Below are 23,292 nucleotides of genomic sequence, written 5' to 3'. Positions count from 1 at the left end.
TTGCACGGCAAAGTGCGGTGTCAATGAGCCAAAGTGGGCTCGGCCCGGGCGGAGCGACGATCCGCTCCTCCGGTCCGCCTCGACCGGCCGCCGTCCACCGAACCCGGTGTCGGCCCCGAACGACCCGTCGGCTCCGTGATTCCGCTGCCGCGCTGCGGCTGACCGCAGCGTGTGCTCCCCCGCGCTCGCCGAGCGCGCGACGGCGGCCGACGAAACCGAGGTGCAACGATGCACGAGCCCCCGCAGGTCACTTCCCAGAGAACACCACTGTCCCGCGTCGCCTTCGCGAGCGGCGTCGGAACGATGGCCGAGTGGTACGACTACTTCATCTTCGGCACCGCTGCGGCGCTCGTGTTCAACAAGCTCTTCTTCCCGACGTTCGATCCGCTGGCTGGGACGATCGCGGCATTCGCAACGTTCGGGGTGGGCTTCGTGGCCCGCCCGCTCGGCGCGATCGCGTTCGGTCACTTCGGCGACCGGATCGGCCGCAAGGCGATGCTCGTGGTGACCGTCGTCCTGATGGGCGCGGCCACGTTCCTCATCGGGCTACTCCCGACCTACGACGCGATCGGGGCCTGGGCCCCGATCCTCCTGGTGTTCCTGCGTATCGTTCAGGGGCTCGGTGCCGGCGGCGAATGGGGCGGCGCAGTGCTGATGGTGGTCGAGTCCGCGCCGCCGGACCGGCGCGGGTTCTGGGGCAGTCTCCCGCTCGTCGGGGTGTCGCTGGGCCTTGTGCTGGCCACTGGCGTCTCGGCGCTCAGCGCGACGCTCCCCGAGGAGCAGTTCCTCTCGTGGGGATGGCGGATCCCATTCCTCGTCAGCATCGTTCTGCTCGCGATCGGGACCTACATACGGACCCAGGTAACGGAGTCGCCGGTCTTCGAGAAGGTGCAGAAGGAACGCGCCCAGGTGAAGCTCCCGATCGTCGAGGTGTTCCGCGTCCATTGGCGCAGCGTGCTGCTCACCATCGGAATCCGGGCCAGCGAGAGCGTGTTCTCCTACATCCTGCTGACCTTCGTGCTCGCCTACTCCACTGCCGAGCGCGGCCTGCAACACACCCAGGTCCTGCTGGCCACGATGGTTGCCGCAATTTTCGCCATGATCACCTACGTGCTGTTCGGCTCCTTGTCCGACCGCATTGGACGCCGTCCCGTCTACCTGGGCGGTGCGATCTTCCTGCTGCTGTTCGCCTTTCCCTTCACCTGGCTGCTCGAGAGCGGATCGCTCTGGGCGCTGTGGATCGCGATCATCGTCGGGTACGCCGTCGGTGTGGGCGCGACCTACGGGGTCCAGGGCGCGTTGTTCTGCGAGTTGTTCAGCCCCGCCGTCCGCTACACCGGTGCGTCCCTCGGGACGCACATCGGGCCGGTGCTCACCAGCGGGCTCGCACCGATCATCGCCACCGCACTCGTCGCCTGGTCCGGCGGTTCGCTATGGCCCGTCGCCGTCTACATCAGCCTGATGGCAATGATCAGCGTCATCTCGATGTACGTCGCCAGGGAGACCTACCAGACCGACATCGCAGCGCTCGCCCCGGTGGAGGGCGGGCCGCACGGGGCGCCCTCCACCGGGGAGGCCGAGGGCGCACGATGAGAACGCACCGACCGACCGTACCGAGGAGAGCGAGCTCATGAGCCAGTCAGGATCCGTAGTCGGCGGGCCGACCATCGTCGACGCCGACGTTCACGAGGGCCTGAAGTCGATCCGGGACCTGCTGCCGCACCTGGACCCGAAGTGGCACAACCACATCACGCAGTACGGATGGCAGGGTCCGGCCAACCCGCTACCCTACGTGGTGCTCAGCGGCGAGGACGGCACCCGCATCGACTGGATGCTCGAAGACAAGTCCATGCGGGGCTCCGACCTCAACCTTATGCGCAAGCACCTCTTCGAGGGCGAGCAGATCACCGTGGGAATCCTCAACGGCGACTTCCGGCCGTCGACGATGCAGGGCTGGCATGAGTTCGCCGCCGACCTCGCCGCCGCGTACAACGACTGGCAGATCGCCGTGTGGCTTGATCCTGAGCCGCGCCTGCGCGGGGCGATCCACGTCGCTTCGCACGATCCGCAGATCGCGGCGCGCGAGATTGACCGGTTGGGCCAGCACCCGCAGATCGTCCAGGCCTTCCTGCCCGCGATCAACGACCGGGAGTACGGCGATCCGTACTACCTGCCCATCTTCGAGGCGGCGGTACGCAATGACCTCGCCGTCACGCTGCACCACTGCGGCCACACCCGCAGCGCGCTGGGCTATCCGCGTTACCAGATCGAGTGGCACGCAACCGCTATCCCCCAGACCATGATGTGCCAGCTGGCAAGCATGATCTGCAACGGCGTCTTCGACCGCTTCCCCGAGCTCAAGGTCGTCGTGCTGGAGTCCGGCTTCACCTGGATCCCGCACTTCATGTGGCGGATGGACGAGCACTTCCGCTCGTTGCGCGTGGAAATTCCCTGGGTCAAGCGCAAGCCCAGCGACATACTGCGCGCCCAGGTGCGCGTGTCCACCCAGCCGGCCGAGACCCTGTCCAAGCGTCAGTTCCTCGGCCTGCTCGACCAGATGGAGACCGAGGACATGCTCGTGTTCTCCACCGACTACCCGCACTGGGACTCCGACTCCCCGAGCCGAGCCCTGCCCGCCGGCCTGCCGGACGGGCTACAGCAGAAGATCCTCAGCGGCAACGCCGTTGCGGCGTTCGGGCCGAGGTTGCTCCCGTGAGACAGGTCGTGTTCGGCGCCGACGAGCTGGCCCCCGGTGAGATGCGCGCTGTGCAATACGGAGCGATGAGCGTCGTCGTGCTGCGGGACCGGCACGGCCGGTATCACGCGTTACGCAACGCGTGTCTCCACCAGGGGGCACCACTTTCCAAGGGAACGCTCGGACCCATGGTCGACGGCTCGGCGGTCGGCCAGTACGAGCCCGCCGCCGACCGCGAGGTCCTGCGCTGCCCGTGGCACGGCTACGAGTTCGACGTCGAGTCCGGACGCTGCCCTGCCGATCCGGCCCGCCTGCGCCTGCGGACCTACCCCGTCGCGGTCGAGGACGGGCAGGTCGTGCTCGGTCGCGACACCGTACCCGGCGGACAGGGGAAGCTATGACCTCGTCCGTACGGGCCGATGCCGAGCGGTGCGAGGGCCACGCCAACTGCCTCGCCGCGGCTCCCGACGTCTTTGGCCTTGACGACGACGGGGTGGTGCGGGTGCTGCGGGTCAACGTCCTCGACGACCAGCGGGTCTACGTCGCCGAGGCCGTGGCCAGCTGCCCGGTGGCCGCGCTGTGGCTCGATGAGGCCTGAGTGATCGCTCGATGTCGTAGAGTACGACCGCCCGCCTGCAGGAGGACCGAGGTACCCCATGAGCACCGCCACCGGTGACACGGGCGTCGCGTTCGACCAGATCGACACGCTCGTAACTGTCCTCGATCACGTCAGGGCGGGTGAGTTCCGCACGCGACCGGAGCTCAGCCGCGCAACCGGCCTCGGCCGCACGGTCATTGCTCAGCGGGTCGGCCAGCTCATCAGCAGCGGCCTGTTGAGCGACAGCAACCTGGGGCCGTCCACCGGCGGCCGGGCGCCACGCGAGCTGCAATTCCGCGCCGAGCTCGGCACCGTCCTCGTTGCGGAGCTGGGTGCCACCAGCATCGGCGCCGGACTGACTGACCTGGCGGGCAGGCTCCTCCAACACTACGAAGAGCCGTGGGACGTCGCACGGGGCCCGGACGCAACAATCGGCAGGCTCGAGGTGCTGTTCGACCGGCTCCAGAGCGGCCCGGTCTGGGGTATCGGGATCGGGGTGCCCGGTCCCGTCGAGTTCGCCTCCGGGCGGCCGGTCGCCCCGCCGATCATGCCGGGCTGGGACGCCTATCCGATCCGGGACCGGCTGTCCGGCCGCTACGCCAGTCCGGTGTGGGTGGACAACGAGGTCAACCTGATGGCGCTGGGCGAGTACCGGGCCGGGCTCGGGCGCGGCGTGGCCAACCAGATCTTCGTGAAGGTCGGCACCGGGATCGGGGCAGGCCTGATCTCCGCGGGCAGGCTGCACCGCGGCGCGGAGGGCTGCGCCGGCGACATCGGCCACATCGCCGTCAGCGATGACACGACCACTGTGTGCCGGTGCGGGAATACCGGCTGCCTGGAGGCGCTCGCCGGCGGGAGCGCGCTGGCCCGCGACGCCGCGACCGCTGCCCAGGAGGGTCGCAGCGCCTGGTTGGCCGATCAGCTGGCCGGGTCCGGCGAGCTAACGGCTCGTGACCTGTCCCGCGGCGCTGATTTCGGCGACCCGCAGTCGGTGGAGCTCCTGGCCGGGGCCGGGCGCCGGATTGGCGAGGTGCTGGCCACTCTGGTCAACTTCTATAATCCCTCGCTCGTCCTCGTCGGGGGTGGCGTCGCGGACTCGGGCGACCTGCTAATCGCCGCCATCCGCCAGGCGGTCTACGGCCGGTCCCTGCCCCTGGCCACCAGAGACCTCCGCATCGCGCGATCGCCGCTGAACGACCGGGCGGGCCTTCGGGGCGCCGGGTTCATGGTCGTCGACGAGCTGTTCTCCCGCGACCGGCTCGGCCGGTGGATCCACGCCGGCTCGCCCGCAGGCCAGCCCGAGCTCGTCTCGCCCTGAGCTTGCCGACTAACCCGGGGCTTTCACGGGTGATTTCGGCGGAGGGTGTGTCGAGCGGCTGCAGGGTGCTCCTGAGCAGCGAGGATGCGACTTGTCGAAGGTCCATATCCGCCGCGATCAGCAGCACCCCTCCAGGTGAGCAACAGTAGTGGGTTCTACCCGCGTCCCGATGCCGATTGGGGCCGGAACGTAGGTCGTGTCGCACGCCGGGGCGGTGGTGCTGACCGAGACCATGCGGGCTACTGGTCTCGACTCCGCCTTGTCCAAGGCCGATCCGCGTCGGCGGCGAGCCAATCGATCGTGCGCGACACCGTCGGGTCCGAGGCCACCAGCCCGAACACGCCCGGCTCGGCCCGCACCAGTCATGATGTCGGCCAGACAGTTGCTGGTGTCCGACCCGGCAGCCCCGTTCCGCGGCATGAGGCAGTCGGGCTCGGACGTGAGGGCGAGTACGAGGGATCTCCGAATACCTCAAGACGCAATACATCGATGTCGACTGGTGAGCATCCGGCTCCCGAGGGCTCCGGCCTTCGTGGCCGCCCCGTCACTCCTTTGCCCTTGTCACTTCTTCGGCGGAAGGATCATGTTCACGACGGTCCACCCGCCTTCGTCGTCACCGCGTCCGGCCGGCTCGTAGGCGTAGATCTCGGCCGCAACTCCTGGCCCGACGAGTCCCAGCATCACCAACCAGTTCTGGAATTCATGACGTCCGTTGGCTAGCAGCGCGTACGGCTCGAGGTCGCCGAGCTCGACGCCTCTCCCGGTCCTCAGCATGTCCAGGACGAACCTGTCGAACTCAGGGGCGAGCTGTCCAAAACTGGCGCGGTCGGATCTGCGCGACGGGCCGCCCGTCGCCAGGATCGCGACGCGTCGTCCTGCCATCTCGACGACGATCCGGAGGACCTCGCCGAACGCCCGGGCGCCGAACGGCGAGAAGCCCCGTTCAGGCTGGGTGATGATCGGGATAACAGGTAGCTCCGGTTCGGGCAGCAGGATGTGCAGAGGACTGAGGAGGTCCTTGTCCAGCCCGACGCGGTTGGACTCCTCGACCTCCAGTCCCTCGGCCCGAACGGCGTCGACCAGGGCGCGTGCGTAGGTGGGATCCCCGCACAGTGCCAGTGCTGGATCAGACGTTGTGGTCGACGCGCCGATCGTCGAACCCGTTCCGATGACGAATGCACCGGTGATGAAGCCGGGTGCCCGAGACTCTGCGACGACGATCATGACTTCTGGATCGGCTGCGCGGATGTCCGCTGCCAGCCGGTCGTATGCGGCCCTTCGCCGCCTGATGGCCTCCGAGCCGGCCGAACCGAGAGACGTCGGTGGCGCGGGTACGTGCGAGCACCCTCCGGCGAAGACGACCTCGGCGGGGACCGGCAGGCGCGCTGGTGACTGGCTGAGTTCCTGTCGGGTGCGTCGAGTGAGAGCCGAGTCGTTCAGGCGGTCGATGAACCACTGTGCGACCCGCAGACTCATCGCGGCGCCCACGCCGGCGGCCTGAAGACGGTACCGGTCGCCGAGCGCGATCGTCTCGGCCCACTCGACGTCGAGCCCGATCTGGGATGCTATCGCGCGCGGATCGTCCTGGAACCGGCGAAGCAGTTCGGCGTCGTCGGCCAGCGCTCGTATCGCGCTCTCGATCTTCGAGGTGTCCATCGGTGTCAGTCCTCGGTCAGGGGGAGCAGGGCGGCCCGTGGTCCGGCCGGGCTGGGATGATGCCAGTCGTCACCCGCAGACTCCGGGTGTCGGCATGAGTGGTTCGACGTGTGTCTCAGTGGTCGCGCGCTGCTTGGCGACCGCGGGACGCGAAGGACGTCGCCAGAAGAGCCGTAGCTGTACGGCGGCCGCGCCGAGCCCCAGCCCCACGGTGAAGACCGCCCGCCGCAGTCCGGAGGAGCTGCTCCCGTGGCCCCACCAGCGGTCCACGCTGGCGGTTCCGGCGCCGAGGGCGCTCACCGCGGTGGACGCGGCGGCGAGAGTCAGCACGTACTCGTAGCCCTCTGCGGTGATGAAGAACCCGTTCTCGGCATGGACCGACCGCATGGCGACGGCCATGGTGCCGACCACTGCGGCCGCCGCCACCGGAGTCGCCGCTCCGACGAGCAGCAGGCTCCCGGCGCCGACCTCGACGGCTGCCGACGCCACGGCCTGCAGTCTCGGCTGTGCGAATCCGATCGAGCCGAACCACCGCGTTGTGCCCTCGAGGCTCCGGCCGTGCCTGATCCCATGAGCCACCATCGTCGAGCCGACGCTGGCCCTCAGGACCAGCCCAGCGATCTCGGCACCATTCATCGTTCAGTGTTCCCCTCGTCTGTTGACAGAGTTGGTCGCACGCCGTTGGCGAATTCACAGGGCGTGGAGGCGAGGTACGGGAGTGCCTACCGGCCACTCGTTGTCCGGTGACGGACCCGGGCGCGCCTCGGCCGGATGCGGTGAGCGCATCCGGGCTGTGACGACGATCGCGATGCTCGCAACACCTACCGCGACGGCCCCGAGAGCGAGGAGCGCGATGGCGCCTACCAACGGATGGGTCGCGCCGAGCTGACCGCTGGCGTCCAGTGCCAGCCACACCCCGAAGCCGCCGAAGAGGATTCCGGCGGCTGCGATGACCATCCGTTGCGGAAGCCTTCGACCCAGCCGGCGGCTTACCGCGATCGCCAGGGCGTCGGCGGTGACCATCCCGAGCGTCGAGTCCGGCCAGACCCCGAGCCAGTCGTACTGCGCCGTCAGGGTGATCGTCGCGATCATCGTTCGGTCACCGAGTTCTGCGACGAAGAACGCGACGAAGACGGCGTTGGTCAGCGACTTCGGCGACGGTAGTGACGCCCGTCGGAGCAGCAACGTGCGACATGTTCCCGACATCCACATGCCCAAGCCGAGGAACAGCGCCGCGGCCGCGACGGAGATCGATCCCATCGGGAGTACGGATCCCAGGCCGTAGCCGATCGTGACGGACACGGTTTGGACGGCGGTTGTCGCGAGCGTGACGCCGGAGCACTGTCCGAGCTCGATCACGAGTAGCGAGCATCATCGCCATGAGTTGGGACTTGTCTCCCAGCTCTGCGACGAAGGCGACCCCGAAGCTCAGCGTCAGCGTAACGAGCAGGCCCGACACGGCTACCCCTTGCCCATGGGTACCGAGGCGGCGAGCTGTCGTCCTGCCGCCGTGAGCCAGCGGACAGGTTCGTCCTGTGCAGCCGCCGCGGTGCCCGCGAGTTGGGCTAGTTCCACGCACCTGCGCACACCGGGCGGGGGTGGCACGGCGACCTGCCCGACCACGAGTGCGGCGGCGACGCCGAGACCCGTCGCGGTGTCGAGGACGTGGCCGACGACCTTTCCCATCAAAGACTGGGTGTCAAGTCGCCCCTCTCCGGTGACGACGAGATCGGCACCCTCCAGGGCCCGCCGAAGCCCGGCGAACTCGGCGATCGTGGTTGCGCCTCCCGACAGCCGGGCGTCCCAGGCACTGGCCAGGCCGTAGGCCGTCCCGCCCGCGGCGCCGCTGCCGGGCGCGGCCGGCGCACCCCTGAAGAAGGCGGCGAGCCGGCCCAGCCCCTGCTCCAACGTGGTGATGTCGTCCGGTGTCGCACCCTTCTGCGGTCCGAACACGGCGGCTGCCCCGAACGGCCCCAACAGCGGAGCGGTGACGTCCACGAGGCAGAGAACGCCACCGGCGGGCGCCGGTCGCAGGCCTGACAGATCCACGTCGGCGAGGGCCGCGAGCGCACCTCCGCCGGGAGGCAGAGGATCGCCGTGGGCGTCGAGGAAGCGGGCGCCCAGGGCGGTGAGTGCTCCAGTACCACCGTCGGTGGAGGCGGATCCGCCCAGCGCGACGATCAACCGGCACGCACCTGCGTCGGTGGCCGCATAGAGGAGCTCGCCGAGGCCGGTGGTGTCGGCTCCGAGCGGGTCGAGCCGTCCCATCAGGGGCAGGCCGCAGGCCGTGGCGAGCTCGACGACGGCGGTGCCGTCGTCGAGCTCGAGCCACCCGGCGTCGACGGGCCGTCCGTCGGGCCCGGTCACCGTCCGCGTGCGACGGAGCGCACCGCGGTCGTTCGACGCGATCGTGTCGAGGGTGCCCTCGCCCCCGTCCGCGAGCGGGATGTGGACGATCTCGTCACCGGACCGCACCTCCCTCCACCCGTGGCCCACTGCCGCGGCGACAGCGCTCGCCGAGACGGAGCCCTTAAAGGAGTCGGGCGCGATGACGATGCGCATGTCAGCCGTCCAGGACGACGTCGAGGTAGCGCTGCGTCACGGTCGCGACCACCTCGTCGGGATCGGCGTCCCAGACGTCGGCGTTGAAGATCTCGACCTCGACATCGCCGAGGTAGTTTGCCGCCTCGACGGCCCGACGCAGTCCGCGGAAGTCGATGTGCCCATCGCCCATGATTCCCCGGGAGAGCAGGGCGTCGGGGGGCAAGGGTGTGATCCAGTCGCACACCTGAAAGCTCGCGATGCGCCCGGTCGCCCGCGCGATCTGCGTCATGACCTCGGGGTCCCACCACACGTGGAAGGTGTCGACGACGACCCCGACCTCGTCGGCGGCGAAGCACTCGGCGATGTCGAGTGCCTGGGAGAGCGTAGAGAGCACCCCGCGGTCCGCACAGAAGATCGGATGCATCGGCTCGAGCGCCAGGCGCACCCGGCGCTCCCGGGCGTAGGGCACGAGAGCAGCGATACCGTCGACGACCGAGTGACGCGCCCCCGGGAGATCGCGCGAACCCGTGGGCAGCCCGCCGACCACCATCACCAGGCAGTCGGTGCCCAGCGCCGCGGCCTCGTCGATCGCGCGGCGGTTGTCGTCCAGCGCCGCCTGCCGGCCGGTGGCCGTGGGGTCGGTGAGGAACCCGCCGCGGCACAGCGAGGAGACACGCAGCCCGGCGTCGGTGACCAGCTGGACCGCCGCCAGCACCCCGATCTCGTGGACGGGCTCGCGCCACAACCCGATGGCCGGGAGTCCCGCGCGCACGCAGCCCTGCACCGCCTCGGCCACGGACCACCGGTTTGTCGTCTTCTGGTTGAGCGACAGGCGAGCCAGCCCGGATCCCCGGCCGCCGGTCATGTGTGCACCCCGTTCACCTCAAGCCAGCAGCGCAGCCGGCCCGCCGCGAGCGACGGGTCGGGCAGCAGTCCGGCTTCGTCGGCGAGCCGGAACACCTCGACCAGGTGCAGCACGCTGCGGGCGCTCTGCAGGCCAGCGACCATGGTGAATCCCGGCTGGTGGCCCGAGAGCCACGCGAGGAAGGCGATCCCGGTCTTGTAGTGGAAGGTGGGCACGCCGAAGACGTGCCGGGCCAGGGCCAGAGTCGGTCCGAACGCCGCGTCGTACGCCGCGTCATCGGCTGCGTCGAGCGCCTGGAGCGCCGCGGAGGCCGCGGGCGCGATGGCCGCAAAGATGCCGAGGAGCGCGTCGCTGGCGTGAGACCCGTCTCCCCAGATCAGCTCGGGATAGTGAAAGTCGTCGCCGGTGTAGAGGCGCACCCCCTCCGGCAGCGCCGCCCGCAGGCGTACCTCGTGCTCGGCGTCCAGCAGCGACACCTTGATGCCGTCCACCTGCGCCTTGTGGTCGCGGATCAGGTCGAGCACGACATCGGTGGCGACGCCGATGTCCGACGAGCCCCAGTAGCCCTCGAGCCGGGGGTCGAACGCCTGCCCAAGCCAGTGCAGGATCACCGGCCCGTCCACCCGGGACAGAACGCGGTCGTAGACGGCCCGATAGTGCTCAGGGGTGGTCGCAAGGGCCGCCAGCTGCCTGCTGGCCATGAGGATCACCTGGGCGCCGGCCTCCTGGACGACCTTCAGCTGCTGCTCGTAGCCTGCGGTGACCTCGCTGAGGCCGGACGGCGGGGACGACAGATGGTCGGTGCCGGCACCGGCGGCTATCCGGCCGCCGACCGAACGCGCCTCCGCGGCGCTGCGTGTGATGAGCTCCTGCGCCGTGTGCCAGTCGAGGCCCATGCCGCGCTGCGCGGTGTCCATCGCCTCCGCGACACCGAGTCCGTAGGACCACAGGTGCCTCCGGAATGCCAGCGTGCTGTCCCAGTCGAGGCAGACCGGTCTGCCCGGTCCGTTGTCGCGCAAGGGATCCGCAACGACGTGCGCGGCCGCGAACGCAATGCGGCTCTGCAGCGGCGTACTCGGCCGCGCCCAGGGGACCGGGTCGTGGAGCACGTGCTCCACGACGGTTCCGTCGCAGCGGGGAAGCATGACCGTGTCCATCAGACGAGCTGCTTCAGCTCGACCCGGCAGCCGGATGCCGAGGATTCCAGGCCGGCCTCGGCGAGCTGGACGCCACGCGCGCCGGCGAACAGGTCGTACGGGTTGGGTGCGTCCTCCACGACGTGGCGGACGAACTGCTCCCACTGTGCCTTGAAGCCGTTGTCCATGACAGCGTTCGCCGGCACCTCCTGCCACTGATCCCGGTAGCGCTGTGTCTCGACCAGGTCCGGATTCCATACGGGCCGCGGGGTGTGGGCGTGGGACTGTGCGACGCAGCGGTGCAGCCCCGCGACCGCGCTCCCCAGCGTGCCGTCGACCTGGAACTCGACGAGCTCGTCACGGTGCACGCGAACGCACCACGACGAGTTGAGCTGCGCGACGACCCCGCCGGCGAGTTCGAAGATGGCGTACGCCGCGTCGTCGGCTGTGGCGTCGTAGCGCTCGCCGTTCTCGTCCCAGCGCTCGGGGATGTGTGTCGCTGTTTTAGCCGTCACCGCCTCGACACGGCCGAAGAGATTCTCTAGCACGTAGTTCCAGTGGCAGAACATGTCCGAGACGATCCCGCCACCGTCCTTGCTGCGGTAGTTCCAGCTCGGGCGCTGCGCGGCCTGACCGCGCCCGTCGAACACCCAGTAGCCGAACTCTCCGCGGACCGAGAGGATCCTGCCGAAGAAGTCGCTCTCGACGAGCCGCCTGAGCTTCAGAAGGCCCGGCAGGTACAGCTTGTCGTGCACGACGCCGTTCTTCACGCCGGCGTCCTGAGCCAGGTGCGCGAGGCGCAGGGCACCCTCGAGCGAGTCGGAGGTCGGCTTTTCGGTGTAGATGTGACGTCCGGCGGCGATGGCCTTAGTGAGGGACTCCTCGCGCACGCTGGTCAGCTGCGCGTCGAAGTAGATCGGGTAGGTGTCGTCGGCGAGCGCGCCGTCGAGGTCGGTCGTCCACCGGCTGAGGCCGTAGGCCGCCGCGATCTCAGCGACCCTCGTCTTGTTGCGGCCGACGAGGAGCGGCTCCAGCATGATGCGGCTGCCGTCGGACAGCTCGACGCCACCCTGGTCGCGGATCGCCAGCACCGACCGCGTGAGGTGCTGGCGGAGTCCCATCCGTCCGGTCACGCCGTTCATGACGACGCCCAAGGACCGTTGAGTCATGTGGAATCCCGTCCTGGTTAGGAAAGCGCTCTCCGCCAACCGTAGGTGATACGCGGCAGAACCTCAATCACACTTGGGAAACTGGGTGTTGACAGAGGGGGTGCCGGGCGCCGGAAGGGGCGGGACGGGGGAGGCGATGCCCGAAGCAGCCGAGACAGGAAGAGCGATGTCAACCCAAGGGCCGCTGGTCGGGTGGGCTCAGGATGTAGGTGATGCAGCAGCGTCGTCGCGGCGACAAGGGGCGTCCCGTGGGGAATGGCGGGGTGGGGCGGGGCGCCGCCTTCAGCGGGTGCGGCCCCGCGTCGGAGGCAAGCGCTTCCCGCATTTTGGAAGGCACTCACAGTCGCGACAGACGATCGGCTTCGGGTGGCCACGACGCGGGCTGCTAGCCCAACGACGGGGTGCTCTCCCGGATCATGACCTGGCCCTCGACAGCATGGAGTCGGGGTCTCACGCCTTCGGCCCCGACGACCAGGGACAGGGCGGTGCTGCCCATCTCCTCGAGGGGGAACCGCACCGTCGTGAGTGAGGGTGTGACGTCGCGCAGCGTGACGATGTCGTCGAAGCCGGCGACGGCGAGGTCTGCGGGGCATCGAAGCCCGCGGGCTCGCAGGGCCGCCATCGCCCCGACCGCCATGACGTCGTTGACAGCCACGACGCAGGTGACATCCAGGTCCGCGTCGAGCACCTGTTGCAGCGCCTCGTATCCGCCGTCGCGCGTGAAGTCCGAGCGGATGATGTGCCGTGCGGGGAGCGAGACTCCTGCCCCGGTCAATCCTTGGCGGAAGCCGTCGAGCCGGTCCCGGGCGGTGAACAGCTCGGCAGGACCGGCGAGCACGGCGAACCTGCGGTGGCCCAGCCCGACCAGTGCTTTGGCCAGCGCCTTTCCGCTCGCGCGGTTCTCCAGCATCACGGTGTCGACGGGGAGCCGGTTCTGACTGATCATGGCCACGCGCCCCCCGCCGGCACGGTAACTCGCCACTTCGCGGGCGAGCTGGGCCATCTGTGCCGGCTCATCGACTCGGCTCCCGGCGATGATCACCGCCCGCGCGCGCTGACCGCGTAGGGCCCGGACGAACTGGAGCTCGCGCGCTGGGTCCCGGCCGGTGCTGGCCAGCGTCACCAGGAGGCCCTCACGGTCGGCGGCCTGGATGACCCCGGCCGCGATGGAGGAGAAAAACGGGTCGCCGATGTCGTGAACCAACAGTCCGACGACGTCGCTGCGACCGCGGGCGACGGCTTGCGCGTGGGCGTTCGCGGTGTACTGCAACGCAATCGCTGCGTCGAGTACACGCTCCCGAAGATCGTCACGCACCCGGCGGGTACTGCCGTTCAGGGCGCGCGACGCCGTCGCCAAGGACACCCCTGCGAGCTTCGCGACGTCCTCCAGCCGGACCGATCCGTCCAGCCGGTCAGTCATCGACACCTCCCCCGATCGGCATGACTGGCGCGGTCTCCGGCGCATCGATCGCCATCAGTGTAGCGCTTTCCTGCTGCTCCGCGCGCCAGGACTCGGCATCAGCACGCGGACGAGAGGTTTCGGCCGCGCGATCCAGAGCATCTCTCACCAGGACGTAACGCGCGTCATATCAGCAGCTGAGAGCCCCTATTTAGGCCTGACCTGCCCGGAAAGCTCGCTGAATCTGAGCGCTTGACGTCACACGTACCTGCTGTCACAGTGTTGGAAACCGCTTGCCTGAGAAAACGGGAGAGGGAGTTCGATGACGAGCCTGCTCGACGAATCGGCGGTGACGCCTACTCCGGAAGCGCACGATGCCGCGATCATCGTCTCATCCGACAGCCACGTCAGTCCTCGATTCGAGGATCTGCGCGACTACTGCCCGGCGGAGTACCAGGACGACCTCGCCGAATATATGCGCACGAACCAGGGCGACGGGAGCATGCAGGGTGAGTCGCCGGGTCGGCGGCGGCGCCAGGAGCTCAACGGACTGACGGCCGGGCACTACGACATGGCCGTGAGACTGGCCGACATGGACGCCGACGGCGTGGCGGCCGAGGTCGTCTTTCACGGCAGCTTCAGTCGCGACCCGTTCCCGTTTCACTTCGTTGGATTGTCCGGGGTGGCGAAGTCGTCCCAGACGGCCCGGTCGGCGCGGGAGTTCGAACTGAACGCGGTAGGCATCCGGCTCTACAACCGCTGGTTGGCGGAGTCGTGTTCACAGGCACCCGAGCGCCTGATCGGTGCGGGTCATCTGCCGATGTGGGACATCGAGGCGGCGGTCGCCGAGCTGGAGTGGCTTGCCGGGGTGGGGATCCGCACGGTGAACTTCCCCGCCATGGCGCCCTCGGACGGTCCGCAGTACGACTCGCCGGCGTGGACGCCGTTCTGGCGCGTGTGCGAGGAGTCGGGGATCGTGCTGAACACCCACGCGGGCGCGGCGGTACCCGGCTTTTCCGAGTCCCTGCCGCACTCTCTCGCCCTGGCTCAGCTCGAGCAGTGCGGATGGCCGTCGCGGCGGGGTATGCAACGCATGGTCATCGGCGGGGTCTTCGAGCGTCATCCGGGCGTGCGGCTGATGCTTACCGAGCAGCCGGGGAAGTGGTGGGGTCCGACGATCGCCGACATGGACACCGCGTGGATGGCAGGGCCGCCGATGATGCGGGACGCCGTTCCGCAGTTGCCCAGCGCTTACATGAAGCGCAACGTGTTCATCGGAGCGAGCTTCATGGCTCACTTCGAGGCCGAGGACGCCCTTGTTGAGGGGTACGCGGACAACGTCGTGTGGGGCCGCGACTACCCGCACCGGGAAGGTACGTGGGCCTTCAGTGAGGACCCGGCCGAGCCCAATCGCACGCATCTCGCACTCCGTGACGCCTTGTCCGGCCTGGACGTCGGGGTGGCCCGGGGCATGGCCGGTGAGAACGGGGTGCGTCTGTTCCGGCTCAGTCGGGAGACGCTTGTCGATGTGGCGAAGCGGATCGGCGCGCCGACGGCCGCACAGCTGAGCACCCCGCTCGACAGTTCCGAGCTCCAGGTCGCGGAGCGCTACCGCGACCATGACATCGACTACACGAGCGCGTTCCGCCGCTACGGCGCCTGGGCCTAGCGCTCTCTTCTTCCCGTCCCCCCGGGTCGCGAGTGCTCTCCGAACTCAGCGGTCGCGACCTCGTGCGGGGCTGTGCTCCGGTTGCCCGTCACGAGGTGAGAATGCTGCGCGCCGTCACCAGTCGAGCTCTCCATCTTCTCGGCGTCGTCTTCATCGTCAGCTTCGTGACGATGATCATGGTCGATCTGATCCCGGGTGATCCCGCGTCGGTCGTCCTCGGGGAGGGCGCCACCAGCGAGCAGTTGGATCAGCTCCGGCAGCAGTGGAACCTCGACGATCCGCTCCTCCTCCGCTACGTGGAGTCGCTGGCCGACCTCGTGCGGGGAGATCTCGGGACCTCCGTCATCACGAACGACTCGGTTCTCGACACGATCCTCGAGCGGCTGCCCGTCACACTCGAGATCGCGGCCATCGCTCTCGTCATCGCCCTGGTGGTCGGGGTTCCGCTGGGGATCTGGACGGCCTCCCGCGCGAACACCTGGGTCGACCGGGCAGGCCTCCTGGCGACGTCACTGATGATCTCCCCTCCCGCGTTCCTGACCGGCCTGCTGCTGGCGTACGTGTTCGCCGTCCGGCTCCATCTCCTTCCAGTGACGGGATGGGTACCGATCAGCGAAGGTCTGTCCGACAACCTCCGATCCGCGCTCCTGCCCGGCGTCGCGTTGTCGATCTACGAGACCGGCGTCGTGGCCCGAGTCCTCCGATCGGCCATGATCTCGACCCTCAGTGAGGACTACGTCTTCGCCGCGCACGCGCGGGGGCTCTCCCGCACCTACGTGCTTCTCCGACACGCACTGCGCCCGTCGCTGATCCCGCTGTTCACCGTCGTCGGGCTGATCCTCGCGCGGCTGATCGGGGGCACGATCATCGTCGAGGTCCTCTTCGCCCTACCTGGCATCGGGAACCTCCTCATCACGTCGATCCAGTCGCGAGACTTCACCCTGCTCCAGGGTGTCGTGGTCTTCGTGGCACTGGGCTACGTCCTGGTGAACGCACTGGTCGACGTGCTCTACACCGTCATCGACCCCCGACTCAGGAACAGGGCAGCGGCATGAGTGTCTGGACTTCCGCCGCACGGATCAGCCGGGCGGCGACGGTGGTGGGGCGTGGGAAGGCCCGTCGCGCGGGCGGTGCGCGGCTCCCCGTCGTGCTCGCGGCGACATGGCTGGCGCTCGTCGTCCTCGCCGCCGTTGTGGTCGACTGGCTCCCGCTGCCCCACTACGACATCCCGGTCGGACCGCCGAGACAGCCTCCCGGTGCGGATGCCGTGTACCTGCTGGGTACCGACGAGTTCGGGCGGAGCCAGCTCGTGCGGCTGATGGTCGGGGCCCGCGTGTCACTGGCCGTGAGCGTCGGGGCGGTGCTGCTCAGCATCACCGCCGGCTGTGTTCTGGGCCTGATAGCAGGTTTCTACGTCCGTGCGGCGAAGGTCATCGACCTCGTGCTCGATGCCGCCCTGGCCGTTCCCGGGCTTGTGTTGCTGCTGGCGATGACCGCGGTCCTCGGACCCGATCTGTGGACCCTGGGCCTGGGACTGGCGATCATCTCCGTGCCACCGTTTGCGCGGTTGGCGCGCGCCATCACCCTCTCCTACGCCGACCGTGAGTTCGTGGTCGCCTCGAAGGTGCTCGGTGCCCGCAGTGTGCGGACCCTCTTCCGGGAGATCCTCCCGAACCTGGTGCTCCCCGTCGGGTCGTACGCGTTCGTCGTCGTCGCCTGGCTCATGGTGACCGAGGGCTCGCTGAGCTTCCTCGGTCTCGGTGTGCCACCGCCGAACCCGAGCTGGGGTGGCTCGATCGCATCCGGCCAGGGCTACCTCGCCACCGACCCGCAGCTCGTCTTCCTGCCTGCTGCCGTCCTGCTCGCGACGATCTTCGCCTTCAACGTCATCGGGGACCACTTTCAAGGCCGGTTCGGGCTCGGGCGCCCCACCGACACCTGACCTTCGCCGCGTCCCAGCAGCGATTCACCCGGAAAGGCCGACGATGTTCTCTCCTCAACGCATGCGCGGGACGTTCGCCGTCCTGATGCTCGTCGTCGCACTCCTGCTCGCGGGGTGCGGCGGCGGTGAACCCTCCGACTCCCGTGCGACACAGGCGGGGGGTGAGCCCCAGAGGGGAGGATCGGTCTCGTACCTGACGGCGTTCGACGTCAAGAGCCTCGACCCGCTGCGGCTCACCGTCATCAACAGCCAGAACTACGAGGCCGTGCGCGCCCTCCCGATCTTCGACGCTCTCGTGTACGCGGACGGTAAGACGGGTGAGGCCGTCATGCAGACAGCGGAGTCCTTGACGTCGAGCGACAACATCAGGTGGACCCTCACGCTCAAGCCCGGCATCACGTTCACCGACGGTACGGCGTACGACGCCGAGGCGGTCAAGTTCAACTGGGACCGGCTCCGTGACCCGCAGAACGCCGCAGGCAGCCTCGACACCGCATCCAAGATCGACTCGATCACCGTCGCGGGCCCCACTACCGTCAGCGTCGTCCTGAAGCAGCCCAACAGCACCTTCCCGTCGTTCGTCGCCGGATCGCCGCTGACCCTCATCGGGTCTCCGACAGCCATCCAGGCCGATGCCACCGCCTTCGGAAACCAGCCCGTCGGTGCCGGTCCCTTCGTGCTCAAGCAGTGGGTGAAGAACGGCACCATGACGTTGGAGCGCAACCCCGCGTACTGGAATGCGCCCTACCCGTACCTGGACGAGGTGGAGATCCGCACGGTCGCGGACGCCCAGCAGCGGTTCCAGACACTCGCTGCCGGACAGGCCGACCTGGACCTGTCCACGCCCCAGTACCTGGCACAGGCGAAGCAGACTCCCGGCGTCGTCACCCGGCTGACCGACCAGAGCGGAGGCCGGCTGCTGGCGCTGAACAATGCGAAGGCGCCGTTCAACGACGTTCTCGCGCGCAAGGCGGTGGCGTCGGCGCTGGACTACCGGACGCTCAACGACATCCGCTTCCAGAACGCCGACCTGGCACCGGGACCATTCTTCGCGACGTCGTCGCAGCTCTTCGATCCCGCCCTCTCATGGCCGCAGTTCGATCGGGAGGCGGCTCAGCGCATGTTTGACGAGTACGCGGCGAAGAACGGTGGACCCCTCACATTCACCATCACCTTCGATGCTCCGGACAGGCAGTCGGCTGAGGCCGTGCAGTCGCAGCTCGCCGGGTACCGCAACCTGGTGGTCGACATCCAGATCCTCGACGGCACGGCGTACGTCGCGGGGCTGCCGGGCGGCGACTACCAGATGTTCAGTCTCTACCGGCCGTTCATCTCGCCCGAGCCCAGCCTGTCCGACACCTACCAGTGCGGATCGGCGCGGAACTACATCAAGTACTGCAACCCGGAGGTCGACAGGCTGCTGGCGGCTGGGCGATCCACCCAGGACCCGGATCAGCGTCGCACGATCTACCAGGATGTTGCGAAAGTCATCATCGCGGACCAGCCCGCCATCATTTGGGCGCAGTACATACAGGTGCTGAACATGAAGGACGACGTGCAGGGCTACACCCCGGTGACCGACACCTGCCCTCTCTTCGACCGCATGTGGCTCGCGGGATAGGGACGGCGGGCGCCATGAGGAACACACCAGTCGCGGCCGACCCTGTGTCGCTGACCGACGACGCGGCCGCCGACGATTCGGCGCCGGGGGATACAGGTCCTCTCCTGCAGGTCGACGGACTCCGCACCGGATTCCGCTCGTCGGAAGGAACAGCCTGGGCGGTGGACGACGTCTCCTTTCAGCTCGAACAGGGCAGGACGCTGGGTATCGTCGGAGAGTCCGGCTCGGGCAAGACGATGCTCGCTCGCTCGATCATGGGGCTGCTTCCCCGTGCGAATATCGAGTGCAGCGGCCAGGTGCTGTTCCGCGGTCTACGGCTGGACCAGATGCAGCCGTCGGAGCTGCGCAGAATCTGGGGCACCGAGATGTCGATGGTGTTCCAAGACCCGATGACGTCGCTCAACCCGGTCGTGCGGGTGGGCCGCCAGATCACCGAGGTCTTGCGCGCGCATCGCCGGATGACGAGATCCGCGGCCGACGACGCAGCTGTCGAGCTCATGCGGTCCGTCCGGATCCCTGAGCCGGAGCGTCGCGCACGGGAGTACCCGCACCAGCTGTCGGGCGGCATGCGGCAGCGGATCGGTATCGCGATCGCGCTCGCCTGCGGCCCGCGGCTCCTCATCGCCGACGAGCCGACGACGGCACTGGACGTCACGGTGCAGAGTCAGATCCTCGATTTGCTCCAGCAGCAGCAGTCGGAGCGGTTCATGGCGATGATCCTGGTGACGCACGACCTCGGAGTCGTCGCAGGTCGGGCCGACGACATCGCAGTGATGTACGCTGGCCAGATCGTGGAGCAGGGTCCGGCACGGTCGGTGTTCCGAACGCCCCGCATGCCCTATACCGACGCACTGCTGCGATCGATTCCGCGGGTCGACGACCCGAGCCACACGCGGTTAGCGGCCATCGCCGGTCGACCTCCTGCCCTCCTCGACCGTCCGCCGGGCTGCCGTTTCGCGCCACGCTGTCCGTCGGCGCAGGACCGGTGCCGACAGGACGCACCTCCGCTGGTCGGAGGGGTCGACCCCGGCCACCGCTATCGCTGCTGGTTCCCGCTGGGTGCCGAGGCGGAACAAGCAGGGCCGCCCGGGAACGCCCATGACACCGTCTCGGGCCGCGTTCCGATGCCGTCGGCGACGACCTGATGGCCGGCAGCGGTACGGCGCACCTGCGTGAGGACGCGCTCCTGAGGGTGCAGGACCTGGTCGTCGAGTTCCCCTCGGCAGGTGGTCGAACGGTTCACGCGGTGTCCGGCGTCAGCTTCGACGTCCAGGAGGGCGAGACCCTCGGTATCGTCGGCGAGTCCGGCTGCGGCAAGTCCACCACCGGGTGGGCTGTGATGCAGCTCCGCCGCCCGACCTCGGGATCTGTGGTCTTCGAGGGGGAGGAGCTCACGTCGTTAAGGGGCCAGGACCTGCGCCGCGTACGGCCTCGCCTCCAAATGATCTTCCAGGACCCGGTGTCGTCGCTCAATCCCCGGCGCCGGATCGGGGACATCGTGGTCGAGGCGCTGAGAATCTGGCGGCGCGGGAACGCCGCCGGCCAGACCGAGAAGGTCTGGGAAGTACTGGCCGCAGTGGGCCTCGACCCCGACTCCGTGGTGTCACGTCGCCGGCACCAGTTCTCCGGTGGGCAATGCCAACGGATCTCGATCGCCCGCGCGCTCGTACTGGACCCGAAGCTGGTCATCTGCGACGAGCCGGTCTCGGCCCTCGACGTCTCGGTGCAGGCGCAGATCCTGAATCTGCTCGAGGATATGAAGGCGCGCTATCGCCTTACCCTGGTGTTCATTGCGCACGACCTGGCCGTCGTGAAGAACATCAGTGATCGGGTCATGGTGATGTACCTGGGCAAGGTGTGCGAGGTCGGACCGGCCGAGGCGGTATACGCCCGCCCGGCGCACCACTACACCTCGGCTCTGCTTTCGGCCATCCCGGTCGCCGACCCGGGCCACGAACGGCAGCCTGTGCCGCTCGTCGAGGGTCAGCTGCCCTCACCGATCGCGCCACCGAGCGGCTGTCGTTTCCGTACCCGGTGCCCCGCTGCCCAGTCGCGCTGCTCCGAGGAGGAACCACAGGTAAGGGAGGTGTCCTCCGGGCACTTCACCGCCTGTCACTACCCGCCGATCGATCCTGACGTTGCAGCGGCCGTACCGCAATCCGCCGGGAAGGCTAGGTAAGACGTGGCAGACGGGATGCGGGAGTCGGTCGCGGTCCGGCCGGGGGTCTGTTCAATCGCATTGCGGCAGCTGTCCAGCGACGAGGTGGTGCGTCTCGCCGAGAGCAGCGGTGCGGCGGGCATCGAGTGGGGAGCCGACGTCCACGTCCCACCGGGCGACGCTGCCGGTGCGGAACGGCTCGCCGAGCGGTGCCGCGACGCGGGCATCGAGTGCGTCTCCTACGGAACGTACCTGCAGGCCGGCACCGCCGATGTTCTCCACCAGCTGGGGCCCGTCCTGGATGTGGCCGAGGCGCTGGGCGTCGGCAACATCCGGATCTGGGGAGAGCTCGGGATCACCCCGGACGCGGCGTCGGACGAGCGCCGCCGGGTCGTGGACGGCGTCCGCGCGGTCGTTCCGCTGATCACCGGTCGGGGTTTCACGGCGTCGCTCGAATACCATCGCCAGACCATCACGGCGACGGCGGAGTCTGCCGCCGCGCTGTTGCGGCAGATCGACGACCCGCGCTTCTTCGTCTACTGGCAGCCGGATGGGCCGGGGTCGGTGGCGGACCTGGTCGCCGAGTACCGGTCGGTAGCGGCTCGGGTATCGCACCTGCATCTGTTCGCGTGGCGCAGCTACGAGGACCGCTACCCGCTCGTCGCGTGGCGGTACCTCTGGCGCGAGATCCTGCGGCATTCCCGGGAGCCCGGGTTGTGGGGCCGCGACCGCTTCGCGTTGATCGAGCACGTCAAGGACGACCGACCCGAACAGCTGGCTGCGGACCTCGCCACGCTGACATCGTGGCTCTCCGTCCGTCAAACCGAAGGTGAGAACCGATCGTGAGCACTGTGTCGTACCCCCGGCGGCTCTCCGACCTGGCCATCGCCGATCCAGATCGGCTCGCTGTCGTCTGCGGACCAGAATCACTCACACGGGCGCAGCTGGACGAGGCCAGCACCCGGCTCGCCCACCGGCTCCTCGCGCAGGGGGTCGTGGTCGGTGACGTCGTCACGGTGGCCTTGCCGAACTGTGTCGAGTGGTTCGTCGCGTACGTGGCGTGCTGGAAGGCGGGAGCGATCCCGCAGGCGGTCTCCGAGCAGCTCCCCCGGACCGAGCTGGAGGCGATCGTCGCTCTGGCGGCGCCGCGGGCCGTAATCAGCCGTTGGCCGGCAGGTGTGGCGGGGTGTCCCCATGTGGGGATCGACCACCGGGATCTCCTCGACGGGAGTCCTGTGCCGGGGCTGCCAGACGTGGTCTCGCCCGCATGGAAGATCGCGACCTCGGGCGGTTCGACGGGGCGCCCCAAGTTGATCGTCTCGGGAGACCCGGCACTCTTCGATCCCCGTGTCCCGAGGATGTGGGGCCGTGGCTTCCGTGATGGCGGTGTGGTCGTGGTGCCCGGCCCGCTCCATCACAACGGTCCTGTGCTGTGGGCGTGCGAGGCGTTGATCGCGGGCAGCCTCGTCGTCGTCCTCGAGCGGTTCGAACCGGAGCGCACACTCGCGGCCGTCGAGGAGTTCGGCGCCGACGTGCTCTACACCGTGCCGACGATGATGAAGAGGATCATCAACCTGGACGACGAGGCCCGGCTCCGGTATGACATATCGTCCCTTGAGTCGGTTTGGCACATGGCCGAGCCCTGCCCCGCCTGGCTGAAGCGTCGCTGGATCGACTGGTTGGGGCCGGAGCGAATCGTCGAGATCTACTCGGCTGCCGAGCAGCAGGCGCTCACTCTCATCACCGGGTCCGAATGGCTCGAGCGTCCGGGATCGGTCGGGCGGGTGGTCGTCGGTCAGATGCGGATCGGAAACGAGCGGGGCGAACCGCTCGGGACGGGCGAGCGGGGCGAGGTGTGGCTGCGGGGTGACCCGGCACGCGCGACACCGATGTACCGCTACATCGGCGCCGAGGCACGATCGACCGAGGACGGCTGGGAGTCTCTCGGCGACGTCGGTTGGTTCGACGACGACGGCTACCTGTACATGGCGGACAGGCTCCAGGACATGGTCCTGAGCGGCGGGGTCAACGTCTATCCGGCGGAGGTGGAAGCGGCGATCCTCGAGCACCCGGCGGTTCGGTCGGTGGCGGTCATTGGGCTGCCAGACGACGACCGCGGCAATGTGGTGCACGCCGTCTTGGAGGCCGATCCGCGGGAAGTCCCCCCAGAGGATCTGGCGACATTCCTCCGGGAGCGCCTCATCGCCTACAAGGTCCCCCGCAGTGTCGAATACGTCGACCATCCACTGCGGAGCGACGCCGGCAAGGTCCGCCGCGGGGAGCTGCGCAACGAGCGGCTAAACGGGAGGGGCGGGAAAGCCGTGGCGATGCCGCGCACTGGCCGGATGTCGTCGCCCTCCGGCGGTTGAGCAGATCGGAGGCCGGGCGGCCCCGGATCTGTTACCTCACTTGAGGAGAAGACCCGCGTCCACGGGGCTGCGGTCTGACTCGACAGAGGTGTGCTCCCCGTGTCGACGGAGCTGGAAGTCGGCATGTCGTCCGCGGTCCCACCGCCCGTCGCG

At 68.7% G+C, this 23,292-nt stretch carries 19 protein-coding genes and 2 pseudogenes; 13 read left to right on the top strand and 8 right to left on the bottom strand.

The window, feature by feature from the left end:
- Positions 1–228 precede the first annotated feature (228 nt).
- The 5 genes from PSED_RS34830 to PSED_RS34810 are packed head-to-tail and all read left to right on the top strand — an operon-like array spanning position 229 to position 4,611.
- Positions 229–1,593, top strand: coding sequence for an MFS transporter (locus tag PSED_RS34830; RefSeq protein WP_014203894.1), 1,365 nt, complete (start codon positions 229–231; stop codon positions 1,591–1,593).
- 37 nt (positions 1,594–1,630) lie between these two features.
- Positions 1,631–2,716, top strand: coding sequence for an amidohydrolase family protein (locus PSED_RS34825; RefSeq protein ID WP_014203893.1), 1,086 nt, complete (start codon positions 1,631–1,633; stop codon positions 2,714–2,716).
- The gene (locus tag PSED_RS34820; RefSeq protein WP_014203892.1) at positions 2,713–3,096 is read left to right on the top strand and encodes a Rieske (2Fe-2S) protein; all 384 of its coding nucleotides are present in this window, start codon (positions 2,713–2,715) and stop codon (positions 3,094–3,096) included. The genes PSED_RS34825 and PSED_RS34820 overlap by 4 nt, the downstream gene beginning before the upstream one ends.
- Complete coding sequence (locus PSED_RS34815) at positions 3,093–3,293, top strand: ferredoxin (protein ID WP_014203891.1); 201 nt, start codon at positions 3,093–3,095, stop codon at positions 3,291–3,293. Before PSED_RS34820 ends, PSED_RS34815 begins: the two co-directional genes overlap by 4 nt.
- A 58-nt stretch (positions 3,294–3,351) precedes the next feature.
- Positions 3,352–4,611, top strand: a complete 1,260-nt coding sequence (locus tag PSED_RS34810; RefSeq protein WP_014203890.1) for an ROK family protein — start codon at positions 3,352–3,354, stop codon at positions 4,609–4,611.
- A 561-nt stretch (positions 4,612–5,172) separates the two neighbouring features.
- Here PSED_RS34810 and PSED_RS34800 read toward each other — a convergent pair.
- From PSED_RS34800 to PSED_RS34765, 8 genes and pseudogenes are all read right to left on the bottom strand, one after another.
- Positions 5,173–6,267, bottom strand: coding sequence for a DODA-type extradiol aromatic ring-opening family dioxygenase (locus PSED_RS34800; protein WP_014203889.1), 1,095 nt, complete (start codon positions 6,265–6,267; stop codon positions 5,173–5,175).
- 69 nt (positions 6,268–6,336) lie between these two features.
- Positions 6,337–6,903: a DoxX family protein gene (locus PSED_RS34795; protein WP_014203888.1), complete on the bottom strand. Its 567-nt coding sequence runs from the start codon at positions 6,901–6,903 to the stop codon at positions 6,337–6,339.
- Positions 6,904–7,146: 243 nt separating this feature from the next.
- Positions 7,147–7,726 (bottom strand): annotated as a pseudogene (locus PSED_RS34790) (TMEM165/GDT1 family protein); the annotation flags it as partial.
- A gap of 2 nt (positions 7,727–7,728) precedes the next feature.
- Positions 7,729–8,829: a glycerate kinase gene (locus PSED_RS34785; RefSeq protein WP_014203887.1), complete on the bottom strand. Its 1,101-nt coding sequence runs from the start codon at positions 8,827–8,829 to the stop codon at positions 7,729–7,731.
- A gap of 1 nt (position 8,830) precedes the next feature.
- Positions 8,831–9,672: pseudogene (locus tag PSED_RS34780) on the bottom strand (sugar phosphate isomerase/epimerase family protein); the annotation flags it as partial.
- The gene (locus tag PSED_RS34775) at positions 9,673–10,833 is read right to left on the bottom strand and encodes a dihydrodipicolinate synthase family protein (RefSeq protein ID WP_181391863.1); all 1,161 of its coding nucleotides are present in this window, start codon (positions 10,831–10,833) and stop codon (positions 9,673–9,675) included. It abuts the pseudogene before it with no gap.
- Positions 10,833–11,981 carry a Gfo/Idh/MocA family protein gene (locus PSED_RS34770; RefSeq protein ID WP_014203884.1) on the bottom strand — a complete coding sequence of 383 codons (1,149 nt, stop codon included), beginning with the start codon at positions 11,979–11,981 and terminating at the stop codon, positions 10,833–10,835. The genes PSED_RS34775 and PSED_RS34770 overlap by 1 nt, the downstream gene beginning before the upstream one ends.
- A gap of 385 nt (positions 11,982–12,366) precedes the next feature.
- Entirely contained in the window at positions 12,367–13,401 is a 1,035-nt protein-coding gene (locus PSED_RS34765; RefSeq protein WP_014203883.1) for a LacI family DNA-binding transcriptional regulator, read from the bottom strand.
- Positions 13,402–13,702: 301 nt separating this feature from the next.
- Between PSED_RS34765 and PSED_RS34760 the strand changes: the two genes are divergently transcribed.
- The 8 genes from PSED_RS34760 (at position 13,703) to PSED_RS34725 (ending at position 23,139) form a co-directional block, all read left to right on the top strand.
- A complete protein-coding gene (locus tag PSED_RS34760; RefSeq protein WP_014203882.1) occupies positions 13,703–15,049 on the top strand; it encodes an amidohydrolase family protein in 1,347 nt (448 codons plus the stop codon).
- A gap of 101 nt (positions 15,050–15,150) precedes the next feature.
- Positions 15,151–16,104, top strand: coding sequence for an ABC transporter permease (locus tag PSED_RS34755; RefSeq protein WP_014203881.1), 954 nt, complete (start codon positions 15,151–15,153; stop codon positions 16,102–16,104).
- Positions 16,101–16,991 carry an ABC transporter permease gene (locus PSED_RS34750; RefSeq protein WP_014203880.1) on the top strand — a complete coding sequence of 297 codons (891 nt, stop codon included), beginning with the start codon at positions 16,101–16,103 and terminating at the stop codon, positions 16,989–16,991. Before PSED_RS34755 ends, PSED_RS34750 begins: the two co-directional genes overlap by 4 nt.
- A 61-nt stretch (positions 16,992–17,052) precedes the next feature.
- Positions 17,053–18,612, top strand: coding sequence for an ABC transporter substrate-binding protein (locus tag PSED_RS34745; protein WP_233899529.1), 1,560 nt, complete (start codon positions 17,053–17,055; stop codon positions 18,610–18,612).
- Positions 18,613–18,773: 161 nt separating this feature from the next.
- Complete coding sequence (locus PSED_RS34740) at positions 18,774–19,757, top strand: ABC transporter ATP-binding protein (protein ID WP_325176154.1); 984 nt, start codon at positions 18,774–18,776, stop codon at positions 19,755–19,757.
- On the top strand, positions 19,757–20,791 hold the full coding sequence (locus PSED_RS34735; protein ID WP_014203877.1) for an ABC transporter ATP-binding protein: 1,035 nt from the start codon (positions 19,757–19,759) through the stop codon (positions 20,789–20,791). The genes PSED_RS34740 and PSED_RS34735 overlap by 1 nt, the downstream gene beginning before the upstream one ends.
- 3 nt (positions 20,792–20,794) lie before the next feature.
- On the top strand, positions 20,795–21,616 hold the full coding sequence (locus tag PSED_RS34730) for a sugar phosphate isomerase/epimerase family protein (protein ID WP_014203876.1): 822 nt from the start codon (positions 20,795–20,797) through the stop codon (positions 21,614–21,616).
- Positions 21,613–23,139, top strand: a complete 1,527-nt coding sequence (locus PSED_RS34725) for an AMP-binding protein (protein ID WP_014203875.1) — start codon at positions 21,613–21,615, stop codon at positions 23,137–23,139. The genes PSED_RS34730 and PSED_RS34725 overlap by 4 nt, the downstream gene beginning before the upstream one ends.
- The last annotated feature ends 153 nt before the right edge of the window (positions 23,140–23,292 follow it).

The organism is Pseudonocardia benzenivorans CB1190, from assembly GCF_000196675.2.
GTDB lineage: Bacteria > Actinomycetota > Actinomycetes > Mycobacteriales > Pseudonocardiaceae > Pseudonocardia > Pseudonocardia benzenivorans.
Note: the sequence above shows the minus strand (reverse complement) of the source record. Positions and strands in the feature narration are given on the sequence as shown.

Coding starts and splice junctions, on each gene's coding strand:
- PSED_RS34830 (WP_014203894.1), top strand. CDS start 229: ATGCACGAGCCCCCGCAGGTCACTTCCCAGAGAACACCACTGTCCCGC.
- PSED_RS34825 (WP_014203893.1), top strand. CDS start 1,631: ATGAGCCAGTCAGGATCCGTAGTCGGCGGGCCGACCATCGTCGACGCC.
- PSED_RS34815 (WP_014203891.1), top strand. CDS start 3,093: ATGACCTCGTCCGTACGGGCCGATGCCGAGCGGTGCGAGGGCCACGCC.
- PSED_RS34810 (WP_014203890.1), top strand. CDS start 3,352: ATGAGCACCGCCACCGGTGACACGGGCGTCGCGTTCGACCAGATCGAC.
- PSED_RS34800 (WP_014203889.1), bottom strand. CDS start 6,267: ATGGACACCTCGAAGATCGAGAGCGCGATACGAGCGCTGGCCGACGAC.
- PSED_RS34795 (WP_014203888.1), bottom strand. CDS start 6,903: ATGAATGGTGCCGAGATCGCTGGGCTGGTCCTGAGGGCCAGCGTCGGC.
- PSED_RS34785 (WP_014203887.1), bottom strand. CDS start 8,829: ATGCGCATCGTCATCGCGCCCGACTCCTTTAAGGGCTCCGTCTCGGCG.
- PSED_RS34775 (WP_181391863.1), bottom strand. CDS start 10,833: ATGGACACGGTCATGCTTCCCCGCTGCGACGGAACCGTCGTGGAGCAC.
- PSED_RS34770 (WP_014203884.1), bottom strand. CDS start 11,981: ATGACTCAACGGTCCTTGGGCGTCGTCATGAACGGCGTGACCGGACGG.
- PSED_RS34765 (WP_014203883.1), bottom strand. CDS start 13,401: ATGACTGACCGGCTGGACGGATCGGTCCGGCTGGAGGACGTCGCGAAG.
- PSED_RS34760 (WP_014203882.1), top strand. CDS start 13,703: ATGACGAGCCTGCTCGACGAATCGGCGGTGACGCCTACTCCGGAAGCG.
- PSED_RS34755 (WP_014203881.1), top strand. CDS start 15,151: ATGCTGCGCGCCGTCACCAGTCGAGCTCTCCATCTTCTCGGCGTCGTC.
- PSED_RS34750 (WP_014203880.1), top strand. CDS start 16,101: ATGAGTGTCTGGACTTCCGCCGCACGGATCAGCCGGGCGGCGACGGTG.
- PSED_RS34745 (WP_233899529.1), top strand. CDS start 17,053: ATGCGCGGGACGTTCGCCGTCCTGATGCTCGTCGTCGCACTCCTGCTC.
- PSED_RS34735 (WP_014203877.1), top strand. CDS start 19,757: ATGGCCGGCAGCGGTACGGCGCACCTGCGTGAGGACGCGCTCCTGAGG.